16 protein-coding genes are annotated in these 17,440 nt (G+C 71.0%); 8 read left to right on the top strand and 8 right to left on the bottom strand.

The features are described 5' to 3' along the window. Positions 1–104: 104 nt before the first annotated feature. Complete coding sequence (locus ACSMFO_RS26135; RefSeq protein WP_038516271.1) at positions 105–959, top strand: M23 family metallopeptidase; 855 nt, start codon at positions 105–107, stop codon at positions 957–959. 149 nt (positions 960–1,108) lie between these two features. Next, on the top strand, positions 1,109–2,158 hold the full coding sequence (locus ACSMFO_RS26130; RefSeq protein ID WP_436460836.1) for a DUF4192 domain-containing protein: 1,050 nt from the start codon (positions 1,109–1,111) through the stop codon (positions 2,156–2,158). A 164-nt stretch (positions 2,159–2,322) separates the two neighbouring features. Here ACSMFO_RS26130 and galE read toward each other — a convergent pair whose 3' ends face one another. The 3 genes from galE to ACSMFO_RS26115 all read right to left on the bottom strand — a co-directional run bounded on the left by galE (position 2,323) and on the right by ACSMFO_RS26115 (position 5,291). Then, entirely contained in the window at positions 2,323–3,276 is a 954-nt protein-coding gene (gene galE, locus ACSMFO_RS26125) for a UDP-glucose 4-epimerase GalE (RefSeq protein WP_435818461.1), read from the bottom strand. Positions 3,277–3,393: 117 nt separating this feature from the next. Then, positions 3,394–4,575: a galactokinase gene (gene galK / locus ACSMFO_RS26120; RefSeq protein ID WP_436460835.1), complete on the bottom strand. Its 1,182-nt coding sequence runs from the start codon at positions 4,573–4,575 to the stop codon at positions 3,394–3,396. After that, positions 4,572–5,291 (bottom strand): metal-dependent transcriptional regulator, encoded by a 720-nt coding sequence (locus ACSMFO_RS26115; protein WP_016332755.1) that lies wholly within the window; start codon positions 5,289–5,291, stop codon positions 4,572–4,574. Before ACSMFO_RS26115 ends, galK begins: the two co-directional genes overlap by 4 nt. A 108-nt stretch (positions 5,292–5,399) precedes the next feature. Here ACSMFO_RS26115 and ACSMFO_RS26110 point away from each other — a divergent pair, with 108 nt between their 5' ends. The 3 genes from ACSMFO_RS26110 to ACSMFO_RS26100 are packed head-to-tail and all read left to right on the top strand — an operon-like array spanning position 5,400 to position 10,164. Further along, entirely contained in the window at positions 5,400–6,248 is an 849-nt protein-coding gene (locus ACSMFO_RS26110; protein WP_038516263.1) for a sulfurtransferase, read from the top strand. 47 nt (positions 6,249–6,295) lie between these two features. Beyond that, positions 6,296–7,468, top strand: coding sequence for an acetoin utilization protein AcuC (locus ACSMFO_RS26105; protein ID WP_436460834.1), 1,173 nt, complete (start codon positions 6,296–6,298; stop codon positions 7,466–7,468). 2 nt (positions 7,469–7,470) lie between these two features. Beyond that, positions 7,471–10,164: a bifunctional acetate--CoA ligase family protein/GNAT family N-acetyltransferase gene (locus ACSMFO_RS26100; RefSeq protein ID WP_436460833.1), complete on the top strand. Its 2,694-nt coding sequence runs from the start codon at positions 7,471–7,473 to the stop codon at positions 10,162–10,164. 6 nt (positions 10,165–10,170) lie between these two features. Here the strand turns inward: ACSMFO_RS26100 and ACSMFO_RS26095 are convergent, their stop codons facing one another. Beyond that, positions 10,171–10,596 (bottom strand): SgcJ/EcaC family oxidoreductase, encoded by a 426-nt coding sequence (locus ACSMFO_RS26095; RefSeq protein ID WP_436460832.1) that lies wholly within the window; start codon positions 10,594–10,596, stop codon positions 10,171–10,173. Between the two features lie 65 nt (positions 10,597–10,661). Here ACSMFO_RS26095 and ACSMFO_RS26090 point away from each other — a divergent pair, with 65 nt between their 5' ends. Then, entirely contained in the window at positions 10,662–11,267 is a 606-nt protein-coding gene (locus tag ACSMFO_RS26090) for a TetR/AcrR family transcriptional regulator (RefSeq protein ID WP_436460831.1), read from the top strand. Here ACSMFO_RS26090 and ACSMFO_RS26085 read toward each other — a convergent pair. From ACSMFO_RS26085 to ACSMFO_RS26070, 4 genes are all read right to left on the bottom strand, one after another. Continuing rightward, positions 11,219–12,316: an alpha/beta hydrolase family protein gene (locus tag ACSMFO_RS26085; RefSeq protein WP_436460830.1), complete on the bottom strand. Its 1,098-nt coding sequence runs from the start codon at positions 12,314–12,316 to the stop codon at positions 11,219–11,221. The genes ACSMFO_RS26090 and ACSMFO_RS26085 overlap by 49 nt on opposite strands. A gap of 97 nt (positions 12,317–12,413) precedes the next feature. After that, positions 12,414–13,925: a long-chain-fatty-acid--CoA ligase gene (locus ACSMFO_RS26080; RefSeq protein WP_436460829.1), complete on the bottom strand. Its 1,512-nt coding sequence runs from the start codon at positions 13,923–13,925 to the stop codon at positions 12,414–12,416. After that, positions 13,922–14,995, bottom strand: a complete 1,074-nt coding sequence (locus ACSMFO_RS26075) for an acyl-CoA dehydrogenase family protein (RefSeq protein ID WP_436460828.1) — start codon at positions 14,993–14,995, stop codon at positions 13,922–13,924. The genes ACSMFO_RS26080 and ACSMFO_RS26075 overlap by 4 nt, the downstream gene beginning before the upstream one ends. 9 nt (positions 14,996–15,004) lie before the next feature. After that, positions 15,005–16,186, bottom strand: a complete 1,182-nt coding sequence (locus ACSMFO_RS26070; RefSeq protein WP_436460827.1) for an acyl-CoA dehydrogenase family protein — start codon at positions 16,184–16,186, stop codon at positions 15,005–15,007. A 103-nt stretch (positions 16,187–16,289) separates the two neighbouring features. Between ACSMFO_RS26070 and ACSMFO_RS26065 the strand changes: the two genes are divergently transcribed. Both ACSMFO_RS26065 and ACSMFO_RS26060 read left to right on the top strand, forming a co-directional pair. Next, the gene (locus ACSMFO_RS26065; protein ID WP_340683281.1) at positions 16,290–16,481 is read left to right on the top strand and encodes a ferredoxin; all 192 of its coding nucleotides are present in this window, start codon (positions 16,290–16,292) and stop codon (positions 16,479–16,481) included. 71 nt (positions 16,482–16,552) lie between these two features. Then, entirely contained in the window at positions 16,553–17,437 is an 885-nt protein-coding gene (locus ACSMFO_RS26060; protein ID WP_436460826.1) for a 3-oxoacyl-ACP reductase, read from the top strand. Positions 17,438–17,440: the final 3 nt, after the last annotated feature.

Raw genomic sequence — 17,440 nt, 5'->3', positions numbered from 1 at the left:
GTTTCGGATGGAAAACGCCGACCCGACCTCGGGCTTGTACGGAAAATGTATTTCCCCCGGCTTTGCTCCGTCCTGTCCGGCTTCCCCACCTGATGGAGGTCTCCATGTCCAGGTTGCGCCGTTTCGCAGTGCTCGCCGCGGCCGCCGTTCTCCCCGCGCTCGGCCTGACCCTCGCCGGCACGACGCAGGCGTCGGCCGCCCCGAACTTCCAGGTCCCCTTCAAATGCGGCGTCACGGTCACGGCGGCGACGTTCAGCGGGCACAGCCCGGCGAACTCGGTCGACTTCCAGAAGTCGGGGATCACCGGGATGCCGGTGCTGGCCTCGGCGGGCGGCACCGTCACCCGGGTCGCCAACGAAGGCAGCACGAGCTACGGGCGCTGGGTCGAGATCGACCACGGTGGCGGCTGGCGTACCCGCTATGCCCACCTTTCGACCCAGTCCGTTTCGGTCGGCCAGGCCGTCAGCCTCGGCAAGCAGATCGGCACGGCCGGCGCGACCGGCGGGGTGACCGGTCCGCACCTGCACTTCGAAGAGCGGCTCAACGGGGTGGCGCAGAAGGCGGTGCTGAACGGGGTCGCGGTGCCGTACTACGGCCACACGAACTTCACCAGCAAGAACTCGTGCGGCGGCAACCCGTACGAAGCCACCGAGGTGTGCGGCAGCGGCTTCTCGGTCGTCGACTCGCAGGGGCTCGCGAACGGTTCGGGAACCGCGTACCTGCTGTACAACGCTTCGACCAAGGCCAACTGCGTCACCACGCTGAAGGCCGTCTCGCTCGGCACCGCCTCGCCGGTTTCGGCGTTCCTCGAGGTGCAGGGTTCGGCTCGCGTGACCGACTCCGGCAGCTTCACCTACTACGCCGGACCGGTGAAGAAGACGGCCGCCTCGACCTGCGTCAAGTGGGGCGGTTCGGTCGGATCGAACGCTTACGAGAGCCCGTTCGAACACTGCGACTGATCCCGCGGGGCCGGGCACTGTAGATCACCTCACCGACAGGATCGGCGTCCCACGACCGGTCCCGCGGCGGTTGTCCACAACGGTCCCGGCTGTCCACAGATATGTCATGCCCCCACCCTGCGGCCCCATTCCCGCCGCAGGGTGGGGGCATGACCACTTCCACCTCGACCGGCAGGACCAAGGTCGATCTGACGGATCCGGCGGACCTGCTCGCCGCGATCCCGTACCTCCTCGGATTCCACCCCGAGGACTCCGTCGTCGTCTTCGGCCTGCGCGGCCCGGGACGGATGAAACAAGGCCTCGTCATGCGCGTGGACCTGCCGCCGCCCGGCCTGGAGCAAGACCAGGCGCGTGACCTGGCGATCAGGCTCGCCGTGAGCGGTCACACCGGTGCCACCCTCGCGGTGGTCGGCGGTGGCGCCGCGAACAAGGCGGGTCGGCCACCGCGCCGCCGGTTCGTCCGGCGCCTGGAAGCCTCGCTGGCCGAGTACGAGATCTCGGTGACGCATTCGGTGTGGGCGCCCCGGATCGCCGCCGACGTGCGGTGGGGCTGCTACCGGGAACGGACCTGTGGCGGGATCCTGCCGGATCCGCGGGACTCGGTGGCCGCCGCGATCGTCACCGGTGCCGGGCACGTCACCCACGCGAGCCGGGACGAGGTCGAGCGGCTCTTCGACCCCGTCGCGCCGGAAACGCTCGCCAGACGTGCCGATCTGCTCACCAGAATGGCCGATCCGCCGTGGCGAGGGGAGGATCCCGTCCCGGCCGGAGTCGCCGAGGTGAACGCCGCCCTCACCCGAGTCGACGGCGGAGACCGGGCGATCAGCGACGACCAGGCCGTCCGGCTGGCCTGGGCGCTTTCCCTGGTCGAGGTTCGCGGCGCCTGTCTGCTCACGGCCGTCCCCGCGGACTCGTCGCTCGCCCGCGTGGCGGAGGACCTCTGGCTCATCCTGGCACGGGAGCTCCCGGCACCCGAAGCGGCCGAGGCGCTCGTCCTGAAGGCGCACGCCGCCTATGTCCGAGGTGACCTGGCGGCCGCCGGGATGGCCTTGGCCAGGGCCGGCGAGGCCGACCCCGGGCACGGGCTGGCGAAGCTGCTGAGCGCGGCCCTCAACGCGATGGTGCCGCCGGCCGACCTGATCGGGGTGGTCCTGCGGCAGCAGGCCGAAGGACCACCGGAGATCGCACTCAGAACCTGATGGCGGAGCTGAGGTTTTGTCTGGAAACTCGCCAGACGCGTGAACCCGCCCGGCCGAAGGCCCCGCTATCGCGGTGGCAGGGCGCCTTGTCCGTATCCGTGACGCGGATGACCAGGTCGCGCCCTGTCGACGTCGATCGCGGACGCGGGTTCACCAACAGGCACTCAGACGTTCTGACGGGACCGGGTGAACGCCCAGGCATCGGCCACGATGCCGTCGAGGTCGGTGCGCTCGGGCTTCCACCCGAGCTCGTCACCGGCCCGCTCGCTGGAGGCCACGAGCACCGACGGGTCGCCCGCACGGCGCGGCGCGACCGCGGCGGGGATCTCGTGACCGGTGGTGCGGCGGCACGCCTCGATCACCTCGAGCACCGAGAAACCGGTGCCGCTGCCGAGGTTGTAGATGCGGTGTTCGCCGTCGGCCGCGTGCCGCAGGGCCAGCAGGTGCGCGTCGGCGAGGTCGACCACGTGGATGTAGTCGCGGATGGCGGTGCCGTCCGAAGTCGGGTAGTCGTCACCGAAGATCTGGATCCGTTCGCGGTCCCCGGTGGCGACCTGGAGCACGAGGGGGATCAGGTGGGTTTCGGTGGTGTGCCGCTCGCCGAAGGAACCGTAGGCGCCGGCGACGTTGAAGTAGCGCAGGCTGACCGCGGCGATGCCGTGGGCGCGCGAGAACGACGTGATCGCGTGGTCGATGGCCAGCTTCGTCGCGCCGTAGGTGTTGGTCGGCTGCGTCGGCGCCGTCTCCGGGATGGGGGAGGACTCGGGTTCGCCGTAGGTGGCCGCGGTGGAGGAGAACACCAGCCGCTTCGTGCCGTGGTCGCGCATCGCCTCGAGCAGGCGGAGCGAGGTCAGGACGTTGCCTTCCCAGTACTTCGCCGGATCCGTCATCGATTCGCCGACCAGCGACTTGGCGGCGAAGTGGAGGACACCGTCGAAGCCGTCGCCGAGCAGGCGCCCGGCGACCTCGGCGGCGTCGCCCTCGACGAAGGTCGCGTCCGGGTGCACCGCGTCGGCGTGCCCGGTGGAGAGGTCGTCGACCACGGTGACGTCGTGCCCGGCCTCGATGAGGCGGGCCGCGCAGACGCTGCCCACATAACCGGCTCCGCCCGTCACCATCAGCTTCAGGGTCTTGGTCGGTTCGTCGGTCACGTTCGCGCCTTTCTGCTGCGGATGCGGTCGCGGCCCAGTCTCCTCGCCCCCGGGCACGGTGCGCGCCCGGGGGTGGTGCGGCGGCTAGAGCTCGTCGCGGCCCGCGCCACGCGACGGCACGGCGGTGAACAGCCTGGGGTGGCGCAGCTCCGCCGCTTCGTACGCGGCCTTCACCGCCCGGCCCACGGTGTCCACATCGGACTCGCGGACCAGCGCGATCGCCGACCCGCCGAAGCCGCCGCCGGTCATCCGCGCGCCGAGCGCCCCGGCTTCGCGGGCCGAGTCGACGGCGAGGTCGAGTTCGCGGGTGGAGATCCGGTAGTCGTCGCGCATGCTCACGTGCGAGGCGTCGAGCTGAGGGCCGATCTCGGTGATCCGGCCCGCCCGCAACAGGTCCACGGTGTCGAGGACGCGCTGGTTCTCCGTGACGACATGGCGCACCAGCGGCACGAGCTCGTCCGGCAGCTTGGCGAGGGCGGTGTTCAGCCCGTCGACGCCGATGTCCCGCAGCGCCTTCACTTCGAGCAGCTCCGCGGCGCGCTCACAGCCCCGGCGGCGTTCGCCGTAGCCGCCCTCGGCGTGCGAATGCTTCGTGCGGCTGTCCATGATCAGGATCCGGACGCCGGATTCCTCGAGCGGGAACGGCACCTGCTCCATCTCGCCCGAACGGACGTCGAGGAACAGCACGTTCGATTCCGTGCAGCACAGGGAAGCGGTCTGGTCGAGCAGGCCGGTCGGCGCCCCGACGAAGTCGTTCTCCGAACGCTGCACCCAGCGGGCCACCTCGTGCAGGGTCGGCGAACCCGCGCCGGTCCCCGGGGTGATCCCCGCCAGCCCCAAGAGGGCGAGCGCGACGGCGCATTCGAGCGCGTGGGAGGAGGAAAGCCCCGCCCCCGAAGGCACGTTCCCCGCGATCGCCACGTCCGCGCCGCCGCCGAGACCCTGGTCCCGCAGGACCCACGCGACCCCCGCCGGGTACGCGGCCCACCCCTCCACCGAGCCGGGCCGCAGATCGGCGATGGTGAGCGGGCCGGATTCCTGCACCCGGCCGTCCGAGCCGAGGGTGGCCACGGTCAGCACACCGTCCTCGCGCGGCGACGCCGCGGCGGCGAGCCGGTGCGGGAGGGCGAACGGCAGCACGAAACCGTCGTTGTAGTCGGTGTGCTCACCGATCAGGTTCACCCGGCCCGGTGCGGACCAGACGCCGGCCGGAGCCCGGCCGTGGAGGGCCTGGAAGGTCTCCGCGGCGTCGGACGCGGCGCTCACCTGGCTTGCGCCAGCACGGCGTGCAACGCCGAGACGGGCACCTGCGCGGTGCTGCTCCCGCCGGTGACCTCGATGGTGCCGCCGGGCGCCGTCTTGCCGACCTTGACCCGGCTGCCGGGCACGATGCCGACCGACTTGAGCTCCGTCATCAGCGTCTCGTCCAGCTGCACGTGCTCGGCGATGCGGCGGATCTCGACCTCGCCGCCGCCCATGCGGGCGAACTCGTCGAGCCGCACGAGGTCGGCTTCGGCGGGCGGGGCGGGATCACCGTCGCCGAGCTTGTCCAGCCCCGGGATCGGGTTGCCGTAGGGCGACGTGGTCGGGTGGTCGAGCAGCTTGACCAGCTTGCGCTCGACGGCCTCGCTCATCACGTGTTCCCAGCGGCAGGCCTCGTTGTGGACGTGCTCCCATTCCAGGCCGATGACATCGACCAGGAGGCGCTCGGCCAGCCGGTGCTTGCGCATGACCGCGATGGCGAGCTCGCGACCGTGCTCGGTCAGCTGCAGGTGCCTGTCGTCCGCGACCACGACCAGTCCGTCGCGTTCCATCCTGGCGACGGTCTGGCTCACGGTCGGGCCGCTCTGCTGCAGCCGCTCCGCGATCCGGGCCCGCAGCGGGACGACACCTTCTTCTTCGAGCTCGTAGATGGTACGCAAGTACATCTCTGTGGTGTCGATGAGATCGTTCACGCTGTCCCCTTCGTCCGCGTTGCTCATCGTAGTCGCTGGCACCGACAGCGACGCAGGCGTGGGGAGAACAAGCGCCGAGGCGGGAAAAGTCCCCCAAGCTGGGCATGGAGACGCGAGGCACGGGAAGATGGGCCCATGCGCCCCATGATCACCACCAGCGAACTCGCCGAGCAGCTCTCCGGGCCGGAATCCGCACGCTCCGTAGTCCTCGACGTCCGCTGGCGGCTCGCCGGGCCGCCCGGCGCCGATTCCTACCGTGAGGCGCATCTCCCGGGCGCGGTGTACGTCGACCTCGACACGGCGCTCGCCGGGGAGCCGGGGGAGGGCGGACGTCACCCGCTGCCCGAGCCGGAGACGTTGCAGCGGCACCTGCGGGCGGCCGGGGTCCGCGCCGGTCACCCGGTCGTGGTCTACGACGACTCCGACGGTTCGGTCGCGGCCCGGGCGTGGTGGCTGCTGCGCTGGGCCGGGCACGCCGAGGTCGCCGTGCTGGACGGCGGGTTCGCCGCGTGGGCGGAGGAAGAGCGCCCGCTCACCGACGAGATCCCGTCACCGGCGGAGGGCGACATCGTCGTCGAGCCGGGCGGCATGCCGGTGCTCGACGCGGCCGACGCCGCCACTCTCGCGAGGGACGGGCTGCTCTTCGACGCACGGGCGCGGCCGAGGTACGCGGGCGAGACCGAGCCGATCGACCCGCGCGCCGGGCACATCCCCGGCGCGGTCAACGCGCCCTTCTCCGGGCACGTCGGGGAGGACGGCCGCTGGCGTGACGCCTCGGAGCTGGCCGAGCGGTTCGAAGGGCTCGGCGTGGCCCCGGAGACACCGGTCGGTGTCTACTGTGGATCGGGCGTCACCGCCTCGTCCGTCGTGCTCGCGCTCGAGGTCGCCGGTCACCCGGAGCCCGCGGCGTTGTACGCGGGTTCGTGGTCGCACTGGTCCCGCGATCCGGAGCGCCCGCTGGCCACGGGCGATCTGCCCGGCTGACCCGCGAAGCGGCGCGCGAGCCGCGTCCGGGCACTAGAGTTCCGACCATGCGAGCACCGGCCGTCGTATGGGACTCCTCGCTGCTGGGTTACGACCTCGGCGGCGAGCATCCGTTCAATCCGGTGCGGCTTGAACTGACCATCCGGCTCGCCACCGAACTCGGCGTGCTCGACGGGGTCGAACTGCTGATCCCCGGCCCGGCGGGCGAGGACGAGCTGCGCCGCGTGCACCTCGGCGAGTACATCGAGGCCGTCCGGCAGGCGCCGATGACCGGTGCCGACTTCGCGCACGGGCTCGGCACCGAGGACAACCCGGTGTTCACCGGGATGCACGAGGCTTCCGCGCTGGTCGTCGGCTCGACCCTGCTGGCCGCGCGGAAGATCGCCGAGGGCGAGGCGACCAGGGCGGTCAACATCGCCGGCGGGCTGCACCACGCGATGCCGGGCAAGGCGTCGGGCTTCTGCGTCTACAACGACTGCTCGGTCGCGATCTCGTGGTTGCTGGACCACGGCTTCGAGCGCGTCGCCTACGTCGACACCGACGTCCACCACGGCGACGGCGTGCAGACGGCGTTCTACGACGACCCGCGGGTGCTGACCGTTTCCCTGCACCAGCACCCGTTCACGTTGTGGCCGGGCACGGGCTACTCGGCCGAGATCGGCAAGGGCGGGGCCGAGGGCACCTCGGTCAACCTGCCGCTGCCGCCCGGCACCCGTGACGGCGGCTGGCTGCGGGCGTTCGAGGCGGTGGTGCCGTCGCTGCTGGAGCAGTTCCGGCCGCAGATCCTGGTCACCCAATGCGGCGTCGACTCGCACGAAGAAGACCCGCTGGCGGACCTTTCGCTCTCCGTGGACGGCCATCGCGCCATCTACCGCAGGCTGCGCGAACTGGCCGAGACGCACACCGCCGGCCGCTGGCTGGCCGTCGGCGGCGGTGGTTACCAGCTGATCCGGGTGGTGCCGCGGTCCTGGACGCATCTGCTCGCCACCGTGCTCGACCGTGACGTCGACCCGGCGACGTCGCTGCCGCCGAACTGGGTCGCGTCGATCTCCAGGGCGGCGCCGAAGGCCGAGATCCCGCCCGGCATGTCCGACGACCGCGACACCGTCTTCGTCCCGTGGGGAGACGGAGAGGACGAACCGGTCGACATCGCCATCCGCGACACCCGCCGCGCGATCTTCCCCCTGCACGGCCTCGATCCGGACGATCCGAGGGACTGAACATGGTCAGTGAGGACACCAAACGCGACCCCTACGACTACCCGCGTGAGTGGGAGGCCGACGTCCTGCTCTCCGACGGCGGCACGGTGCACCTGCGCCCGGTGATCCCGAGCGACGCCGACGGCCTCGTCGCCTTCCACGGCCGGTTGTCCGAACGCACCCGGTACTTCCGGTACTTCGGCGCCTATCCGCGGATCCCGCAGCGCGACCTCGAACGGTTCTCCGTCGTCGACCACCACGACCGGGTCGCGTTCGTCGCGCTGCTGGGCGACGACATCGTCGCGGTCGGCCGGTACGAACGGCTGGAACACGGGCCGTCGGCCGAGGTCGCGTTCGTCGTCGACGACGCGCATCAGGGCCGCGGGCTCGGTTCGATCCTCCTGGAGCATCTCGCCGCGGCCGCCTCGGAATCCGGGCTGCGCCGCTTCGTCGCCGAGGTGCTCGCCGAGAACGCGGGCATGGTCCGGGTGTTCCGTGACGCGGGCTACCAGGTCAGCCGTGAGATCGAAGAAGGCGTGCTGCATCTGGAGTTCGACATCGACCCGACCGAGGAGTCGCTCGCGGTCGCCCGCTCCCGGGAGCAGGCCGCGGAGGCCCGCAGCGTGCACAACCTGCTGCATCCGAAGTCGGTCGCGGTGATCGGCGCGTCCACCGATCCGACGAAGATCGGCTACGTCGCCCTCACCAACCTGCTCAGCGCCGATTTCGCCGGCACGGTCTACCCGGTCAACCCGGAGCACAAGTCCGTCCGCGGCGTCCGTGCCTATCCGTCCGTCGTGGACATCCCCGAGGACGTCGACCTCGCGCTGGTCGCGGTGCCCGCCGAGGCCGTCGAGTCCGTTTTGGACGGTGCGCTGGCCAAGGGGGTCAAGACCCTCCTGATCGTCTCCGGCGGGTTCGCCGAGGCCGGGCCGCACGGGCTGCACGCCGAACTGAGGCTGGTCGGGGAGGCCAGGGCGCACGGTATGCGCGTCGTCGGCCCGAACGCGCTGGGCGTGCTCAACACCGACGCCTCGGTCCGGCTCAACGCCACCCTCGCGCCCCGCCTGCCCGCGCGCGGCCGCACCGGGTTCTTCTGCCAGTCCGGCGCGCTGGGCACCGCGATCCTGGCCGACGCCGAAGCACGCGGCCTCGGGCTTTCCACCTTCGTCTCGGCGGGGAACCGAGCCGACGTCTCCGGCAACGACCTGCTCCAGTACTGGGAGACCGATCCGGCGACCGACCTCGTCCTGCTGTACCTGGAATCGTTCGGCAACCCGCGCAAGTTTGCGCGGCTCGCGCGGCGGCTGGCGCGGACGAAGCCGGTGGTGGCGGTGAAATCCGGCAGGCACGCCGTCCGCCCGCAGCTCGCCGCGACCTCGGCGGAGGTCGACGAGTCCAGTGTCCAGGCCCTGTTCGAGCAGGCGGGTGTCGTCCGCGTCGACACGCTCGCGCAGCTCTTCGACACCGCACTGGTCTTCGCCCATCAGCCGCTGCCCGCCGGGCCCCGGATCGCCATCGTGGGCAACTCCAGCGCCATCGGGTTGCTCGCCGCCGATACAGCGCGGGCGCACGGCCTCCGGCTGACCGCCGACCCGGTCGACGTCGGGCCGCAGGCGAGCCCGGAGGAATTCGCCGCCGCCGTGCGCGAGGCGCTCAACTCCCCGGACACCGACGCGCTCGTCGTGGTCTTCGTGCCGCCGCTCGCGATCCCGGGGACCGCGTACGCCCGCGCGTTGCGGGAGGCCGTCGTCGAGATGGACAAGAACAAACCGATCGTGTCGACCTTCCTCGCCGTCGAAGGTGTGCCGGACGAGCTGGCCGTGCTGTCCGAGGACGGCGTGCCGACGCGGGGTTCGGTCCCGTCGTACCCGAGCCCGGAACGCGCGGTGAACGCGCTCGCGCGGGTCGTGCGGTACGCCGCCTGGCGGCAGCGGCCACAGGGCAACCTCGTGCGTCCCGCCGGCCTGCACGCCGAGCAGGCGCAGGTGATCGTCGGCGAACTGCTGGCGGCCGAGGACGGCAAGACGACGCTGCTCTCCGACGACGACGTGGTCCGGCTCCTGGGCTGCTACGGCATCGACGTCGTCCCGTTCCGGGTCGTGACCTCCGCGGACGAAGCGGTGAAAGCGGCCGAGGACCTGGGCTTCCCGGTCACGCTCAAGGCCATCGACGAACGGCTGCGCGGGAGGCCGGATCTCGCCGGGGTGCGGCTCGATCTGTCCTCTGTGGACGGAGTGCGCCGGGCGTACCTCGATCTGCGGGAGATCTCCGGTGACGACGAGGTCTACGTCCAGCGGATGGCGCCCAAGGGGCTGTCCTGCGTGATCGGGCTGCAGGACGACCCGTCGTTCGGCACGCTCGTGTCGTTCGGGCTCTCCGGTCTGGTCAGCACGCTCCTGGGGGACCGGGCCTACCGCGCCGTGCCGCTGACCGACGTCGACGCCGCCACCCTGCTGCGCGAACCGCGGACGTCGCCGCTGCTCACCGGCTACCGCGGCGACGAACCGGCGGATCTGGCCGCGCTCCAGGACATCGTGCTGCGCGTCGCGGCGCTCGCCGAGGACAACCCCGAGGTCCGGTCGATGACGCTCGACCCGATCCTCGCCTCGCCGGACGGCGCTTTCGTGGCCAACGCCCGGATCGTGCTGGGCCCGCCACCGTCCCGCCCCGACACCGGGCCGCGACGGCTGCGGCCGATCAACGCCCCTGCTTGAGCCCGGTCAGGAATCCCACTCTTGGGGTGAGCGGGCCGCGAGGTCCCCGTCGTGATGGGTGAACGTCGCGATATCGCCCCGGATGGTGTTGTGGAACGCGACGATCAGCCCGTCGTGGACGAGTTTCGTCTGCACCGCCTGTGCCTCCCCGGCCATGGGCCCGGCGGGGATGGACAGGACGGTCGCGGTGTGCACGAGGTCGAACCCGCCGCCGAGGGGACGGCTCGACACCTGGCGGATCCGCAGCGTGCTTCCCCGGTAGATGGTGTCGAAGATGTTCTGGCTTTCCCGCGCGATCGTCGCGCGGCCGCGCTGGATCCGGCCGACGACGTCGACGAAGTCCGCGTCCTCGGCGAAATTCGCCGCCCACGCCTCGCCATCGCCCGCGTTCCAGGCGCGTTCCAGCGCGGTGATGATCTCCTCGGTGGTCATCGCTATCCTCTCTTGTAACAGCGATCCATTGGTTAGAACAACGTTCCAACTTTCGAGGAGCATACATGTCGGCGGACCTTCCCGGCATCGTCCGGTTGCGCGATCGCCGTGAGGCGCTGACGCTGCGCACGATCCTGACGGCGGCCCGCGGCCTGTTCGCCGAGCGTGGGTACGCGCGGACGCCGATCCGCCTCATCGCCCAGGAGGCGGGGGTCGCCCCGCAGACCATCTACGCGCATTTCGGGTCGAAGGCCGGTGTCCTCGGCGGTCTCGTCGACCTCCTCGACGACGAGGCCGGGATCCCCGACCTCGTCGCCGAGGCGCAGCGGACCGACGATCCGGTCGCGCTGCTCGGCCTGCTGGCCACGGTCGCCCGCCAGGTCCGGGAACGCTGCGGGGACATCGTCGCGATGCTGAGCTCCGGCGCGGCCGTCGATCCGGACATCGCCGCGACCCAGGCGGAGGGCGCGCGGCGCAACCGGCTCGGTGTCGAGATGGTCATGGACCGCGTCCGGAAGAGCGGCCGCGCCCTGGTGCCGAGGGCCACGGACATCGCCGTGGCGCTGATGAGCGCCGACGTCCACACCAGCCTCGTCACCGAGGCCGGGTGGAGTCACGACGACTACGAAGCCTGGCTCAAGGACACCTTGGTCACGTCGCTGCTTCGGTGACGCAGGTGCTCGGCGAAGAACGCCGAGAGCCGGGCACGCTGGACGGCGACGCTTCGCGCCGGATCGATGGTGCCGACGAACGCGGCCGGGGAGTTCCCCAGCTGCGGCAGCAGGGTCTGATAGTCGGTGAAGCTGAAGTGCTCACCGTCCGGCAGACGTGTTTCCCCGGTCCAGCCGCGCTGATTGCGCTGGAACTCCTGCCAGGACGCGTCCGACGCCGCACTGTGGTCGCCCGCGCTCATCAGCAGGAAGGGCCGGTCCAGTCCTTCGTCGGCGACGCGGCCGAAGATCCGCTGAGACTGCGAGTGGGCCATGCTGCCGTCCAGATTCGCCCCGGCGACGACGCGCCGGTCGCTCACCATCGTCTCGCCCGCGGTGAACCCGCCGGCGGAGTGGCCGAACATGCCGACCCGGGTCAGGCCGAGCGAGTCGAGGACGAAACGCGTGTCCCGCACGCGGGTCTCGATCACGCGTTTCGACACCTCGATGCTCGACGGCGGCAAGGCCTTCTTCTCGACGCGGCCGCCGGGGAACTCCACCGCTTCCGCTTCGTGGGTGTGGTCGACGGCCACCACGACGTAGCCCTCGCTCGCGAGCTGTTCCTGCTGCGTGGTGCCGTGCGAACGCGACAACGTGCCCCCGGGCGAATACAGCACGACCGGCCGTCCGCCGCCGATCGCGGGCGCGCCGATCCGGGAGTGGGTGGGGAAGCGATAGTCGAGCCGGTCCGACGGCATGCCGAGCTTGGCGGCGTCGCCTTCGGCCACCACCTTCGCGACACCCGGCGCCATGTACGGCGCTTTCGGCTTCCCGCTCGGCAGCGCCGGGTACCGGACGGTGACCATCAGTTCCCTTGGGGTGCCGGGAACCCACGGGTCCTGGCGGGAGCGGTCGATCAGGTGGAGGTCGGTGCTGCCGACCGCGAACGGTCCGGTCGGCGCGGGCAGGCTCAAGCGGACAGGCGCCGCCGACGCTGACGGTGCGAGGAGGACGGCGGGAAGGGTGAGTGCGGTGGCGAGTACGCCGATACGGCGCGTTGTTCGTTTCATGGCACCGAACGTAGGGAGCGCGTCCGGCCGCGGACATCGGGAAGATCACCGGTCCCGACCCTGGGATCGGCCCCGGGTCAGGACCGCATTCAGAGGACTAAACGCGGGGGTAGGGGAGCTCCAGGGCGTCGTGCGTGCCGTCCGCGGCCAGTTCTCGTTTGAGCACCTTGTGCGTGGCCGTCCGGGGCAGCGCGTCGAGTACCCGGACGAACCTCGGCCACTGTTTGGGTCCGAGATCACCTTGTGCGGCAACGAAAGCGGCGAACTCGCCCGCGTCGATCGGCGTCCGGCAGACCAGTGCGGCCAGCACTTGGTCGCCGACGCGCGGATCCGGGACGCCGTAGACGGCCACCTCGCTGACGGCGGGATGCCGCAGGAGCGCGCGTTCGATCGGGGCGGTGCCGAGGTTCTCGCCGTCGACGCGCAGCCAATCGCCGAGCCTGCCCGCGAAATAGCAGTAGCCGTCCGCGTCGAGGTACGCCAGGTCGCCGGTGTGGTACATCCCGTCGCGCATCCGCTCGGCCTCGGCCTCGGGATCGCCGTAGTACCCGGCGAAGAAGCCGGGACCACCGGTGTTGACCAGTTCGCCGACCGCTTCGGCTGCGTTGAGCAGCTTCCCGCCTTCGCCGAGTTCCGCCGGGGGACAGGGTTTCCCGGTCTCCGGATGCAGGACGGCGACGCCGTCGAGCAGGCGGCCGAGCGAACCGGGCGGGGTGGTGGCGTCCCTGCCGAAGTTCACGCCGCCTTCGGTCGAACCGAACGCGTCGACCACGTGGCAGCCGAACCGCGTACCGAACGCGGCGAGGTCGGCCTCCGCGCCTTCGTTGCCATAGACCAGTTTCAGCGGATTGTCGGCATCGTTGTCCCGGGCGGGCGTGGTGAGCACATAGGACAGTGGCTTGCCGACGTAGTTGGCGTAAGTCGCTCCGAACCTCCGGACGTCCGGCAGGAAACCGGAGGCGGAGAACCGCCGGCGCAGCGCGATCCCCGCGCCCGCCGCGAGCCCTACCGACCAGCCGGCCATGATGGCGTTGGAGTGGAACATCGGCATCGACACGTAGACGGTGTCCTTTGTGGACAGACCGAAGCGCGTCGCCAGCATCTCGCCGGGGTAGGCGATCTTGCCGTGCGTGCACCGGACGGCCTTCGGGTCTCCGCTGGTGCCGGAGGTGAAGATCAGCATCAGCAGGTCTTCGGGCTTCGCGGCCACGGGGACCACGGCCTCCCGGGCCGGTTCGAACTCGCTCAGCCGCAGCACCGGCACGCCGGCCTCGGACAGCAGCGGAAGGTACTTCTCCTCGGCGAACACCAGCTCGCAGTCGGCCAGCGTGATGTCCCGGGCGAGCGCCGCGCCCCGCCGCGTCGGGTTGAGGCCGACCAGCACGTGCCCCGAGAGCGCCGCCCCGCCGAGCAGGAACGAGAACTCGGGGACGTTGTCCGCCAGCAAGCCGAAATGCCCGCCGGGACGCAGGATCCCGGTGAGCGCGGCGGCGTACCCGGCGCAGGCTCGGACATGTTCGGCCCAGGTCCAGCGCCGGTCCTCGAACAGCAACCCGGTCGAGCGGTCCTCCGCCCGCGCGAGCAGGAGTTCCGTGACCGTGGGGGTCATGCCGGAGCCGCGGCCAGGAGGTCGCCGAGCCCGCCCAGCTGCGCGGTCGCCCCGCCGAAGGTGAACTCGAGCCGCTTCGCCGCGACGAAGTAGCGATGCAGGGTGTGGTCGACGTCGATGCCGACCCCGCCGTGGATGTGCACGGCGGTATGCGCGACACGGTGCCCGGCCTCGGCCGCCCAGAACTTCGCCGTCGCGACCTCTTCGGCCGCCGGAAGTCCTTCGCTCAGCCGCCAGGCGGCCTGCCACAACGTCAGCCGGACGGCTTCGACGTCGACATAGGCGTCGGCGAGCCGCTGCCGCACCGCCTGGAAACTCCCGATCAGATGCCCGAACTGCTTGCGCTCCCGCGCGTACGCCGCGGTCAGCTCCAGCGCGCGTTCCACAACGCCGAGCTGCTGCGCGCAGACACCGATCGTGCCTCGCAACCGCAGCCATTCGCCGACGTCGCCCAGCGAGACCGTGACCTTCGCCCCGGACAGCTCGACGAGCGCCGCGTCCGCGTGGTCGACGGTCCGCTGCGGTGAGACCGTCACCGCGTCCCGGTCGAGCAGGAACACCTGACGACCGCCGTCGATGGCGGCTTCGACGAGGAAACCGTGTGCGAACGCGCCCGACGGCACCGCGGTCTGCGCGCCGGTCAGCCGCCAGCCGCCACCGTCGGCCTCGGCCGTGAACCCGCACGGCACGCCGTAATCCGGCAACGCCACCGCGAGGACGTGGTCACCGCGCAGGACCGGGACGATCCAGCGTTCGGCGAGCATCCCGTCCCCGAAGGAGGCCACCGCCGCCGCGCCCATGACCACCGAGGTCAGATACGGCACGGGCGCGACCGCGCGGCCGATCTCGGCGAGTACCGAGCACTGCTCCAGCAGCCCGAACCCGCCACCGCCGACCGACTGCGGCAGCGCCGCGTCGAGCACGCCGGCCTGGGCGAGTGAAGTCCACAGTGGAGCGTCGAAGCCGCCGGAACCGTGCGGCCCCAGCACCTCGGGGGTGACCTTGTCCGTCAGGATCCGGCGAGTGAGAGACGCGAGGTCTCGCTGCGCTTCGGTGAGCGTGAAGTCCATCGATATCTCCTAGCGCGTGACGGGCAGGCCGAGGGCGGTCGCGGCGATCATGTCCCGCTGGATCTCGTTGGTGCCGCCGCCGAAGGTGAGGATGAGCGACGAGCGGTGCAGCCGTTCGATCCGGCCGCGCAGCTGGGCGCCGGGGGAGCCCTCGCGGACCACCGCGCCCGCGCCGAGGATCTCCATCATCAGCCGGTAGGCCTCGGTCGCGGACTCCGTGCCGAACACCTTGGTCGCCGACGCCTCCTCGCGGCCGAGCTCGCTGCTCGCGGCGGCCCAGGCGATCCGCCAGTTCCGCAGTTTCAGGTACTCGGCGTGGGTGTGGATCCGCGCCAGGTGCAGCCGCACCCACGGCTGGTCGGCGACGCGGGTGCCGTCGGGCAGCTTCGTGGTCTGCGCCCAGGCGCGTACCTCGCGCAGCGACGTCTGGATCGGCGCGGCCGAGGTCAGCGCCACCCGCTCGTGGTTGAGCTGGTTCGTGATGAGCGGCCAGCCCTCGTTCTCGCCCGCGACCCGCGAGGTCACCGGGACGCGGACGTCGTCGTAGTAGGTCGCGCTCGTGCCCGGCCCGGCGACCGTGTGCACCTTCGTCCAGGAGAAACCGGGGGCCGACGTCGGCACGATCAGCATGCTCAGGCCCTTGTGCCGATGCGCATCGGGATCGGTGCGGGCGGCCAGCCAGATGTAGTCGGCGTACTCGATCAGGCTCGTCCACATCTTCTGGCCGTTGATGACGTAGTCGTCGCCGTCGCGGATCGCGCGGGTGCGCAGCGCCGCCAGGTCGGTGCCCGCGCCCGGCTCGGAGTAGCCGATCGCGAAGTGCAGCTCGCCCGCGGCGATCTTCGGCAGGTAGAACGCCTTCTGTTCTTCGGTGCCGTAGCGCATGATCGTCGGCCCGACGGTGTTCACCGTGAGGAACGGGACGGGCACCCCGGCCGCGGCCGCCTCGTCGGTGAAGATGAGCTGGTCGAGCATCGGCCGGTCCTGTCCGCCGTACTCGCGGGGCCAGCCGATCGCGAGCCAGCCCGCACTGCCGAGGTCGCGAACGATTTCCTTGTACACCAGGCCGTTGCCGTACTCGCCGCCGTCGCCGGCCAGGGCGTCGCGGCGCTCCGGGGTCATCAGCCCGGCGAAGTACTCCCGGAGTTCGCCCGCCAGTGCCCGCTGCTCCGGCGTGTAGTCGATCCGCATCCGTCACCTCTGCCGTCGGTGCTCGTTACTGGTGCCATGGCCGCTCGCGGCGGTAGGGTAGAACCTGTTCTAGTTGTACCAGGTGTCACGGCGAGGAGGGAATATGGAGATCGACGTCGATCGCTCGCTCTGCGAGGCGAACGCGATCTGTGTCGGCTTCGCGCCGGAGGTCTTCGATCTCGATGACGACGAGGAGCTTGTCCTCGCGTCGGGCGAAGTTCCGCAGAATCAAGTAGAACGTGTTACTCAGGCTGTAGCGAGCTGCCCGAAAAATGCCCTGCTCATACGTGGTTAGCACCGTTTATTTGATGCTTGCATCGAGCAAGAACAGATTCTAGTGTGTGCGGAGAGGCAAGGAGGCCCGGAGTGAGTTTGGACGGCAATACGGCCATCGTGACCGGCGCCGGCGCGGGACTCGGCCGGGCCGAGGCGCTGGCGCTGGCCGCCGCGGGAGCGTCGGTGGTGGTCAACGACGTGTCCACCGCCGCGCAGGCGGTGGCCGACGAGATCGAGGCCGAAGGCGGCAAGGCCATCGCGGTCACCGGCGACGTGTCGGAGTCCGCGACCGCCGACGCGCTGCTCACCGCCGCCGTCGACCACTTCGGCGGGCTGCACGTGCTGGTCAACAACGCGGGCGTGCTGCGCGACCGGATGCTCTTCTCGATGACCGACGACGAATGGGACACGGTGCTCCGCGTCCACCTGCGCGGGCATTTCCTGCTTTCGCGCAACGCCGGGGCGTACTGGCGCGACAAGTCCAAAGTGGACGGCGCGCCGGTGTACGGCCGGGTGGTCAACACCGCGTCGGAGTCGTTCCTGCTCGGCGCCCCCGGCCAGCCGAACTACGGCGCGGCCAAGGCGGGCATCGCCGCGCTGACCGTCTCCACCGCGCGTGGTCTCTCCCGTTACGGCGTCCGCGCCAACGCGATCTGCCCGCGCGCCCGCACAGCGATGACCGAAGCCGTCTTCGGCGCCGACGCGCCGGAGGGGATCGACCCGCTTTCGGTCGACCACGTCGCGCCGTTCGTGTCGTTCCTCTGCTCGCCGGACGCCGATCGCGTCAACGGCCAGGTGTTCCTCGTCTACGGCGGGATGGTCGCGCTGATGCGGCCGCCGTCGGTGGAACAGCGGTTCGACACCGCCAACGGCACCTGGACCCCCGAAGAACTCGCCACCAGCGTGGGCGGCTACTTCGCCGACCGCGACCCGGAGCGGATGTTCTCCGCGTCCGAGATCATGTCGCTGCCGTGAATC

It is taken from the genome of Amycolatopsis sp. w19, from assembly GCF_051373225.1.
In the GTDB taxonomy this organism is placed as follows: domain Bacteria; phylum Actinomycetota; class Actinomycetes; order Mycobacteriales; family Pseudonocardiaceae; genus Amycolatopsis; species Amycolatopsis japonica.
The sequence above is the reverse complement of the archived record's forward strand: the minus strand, read 5'-3'. Positions and strand labels throughout refer to the sequence as shown.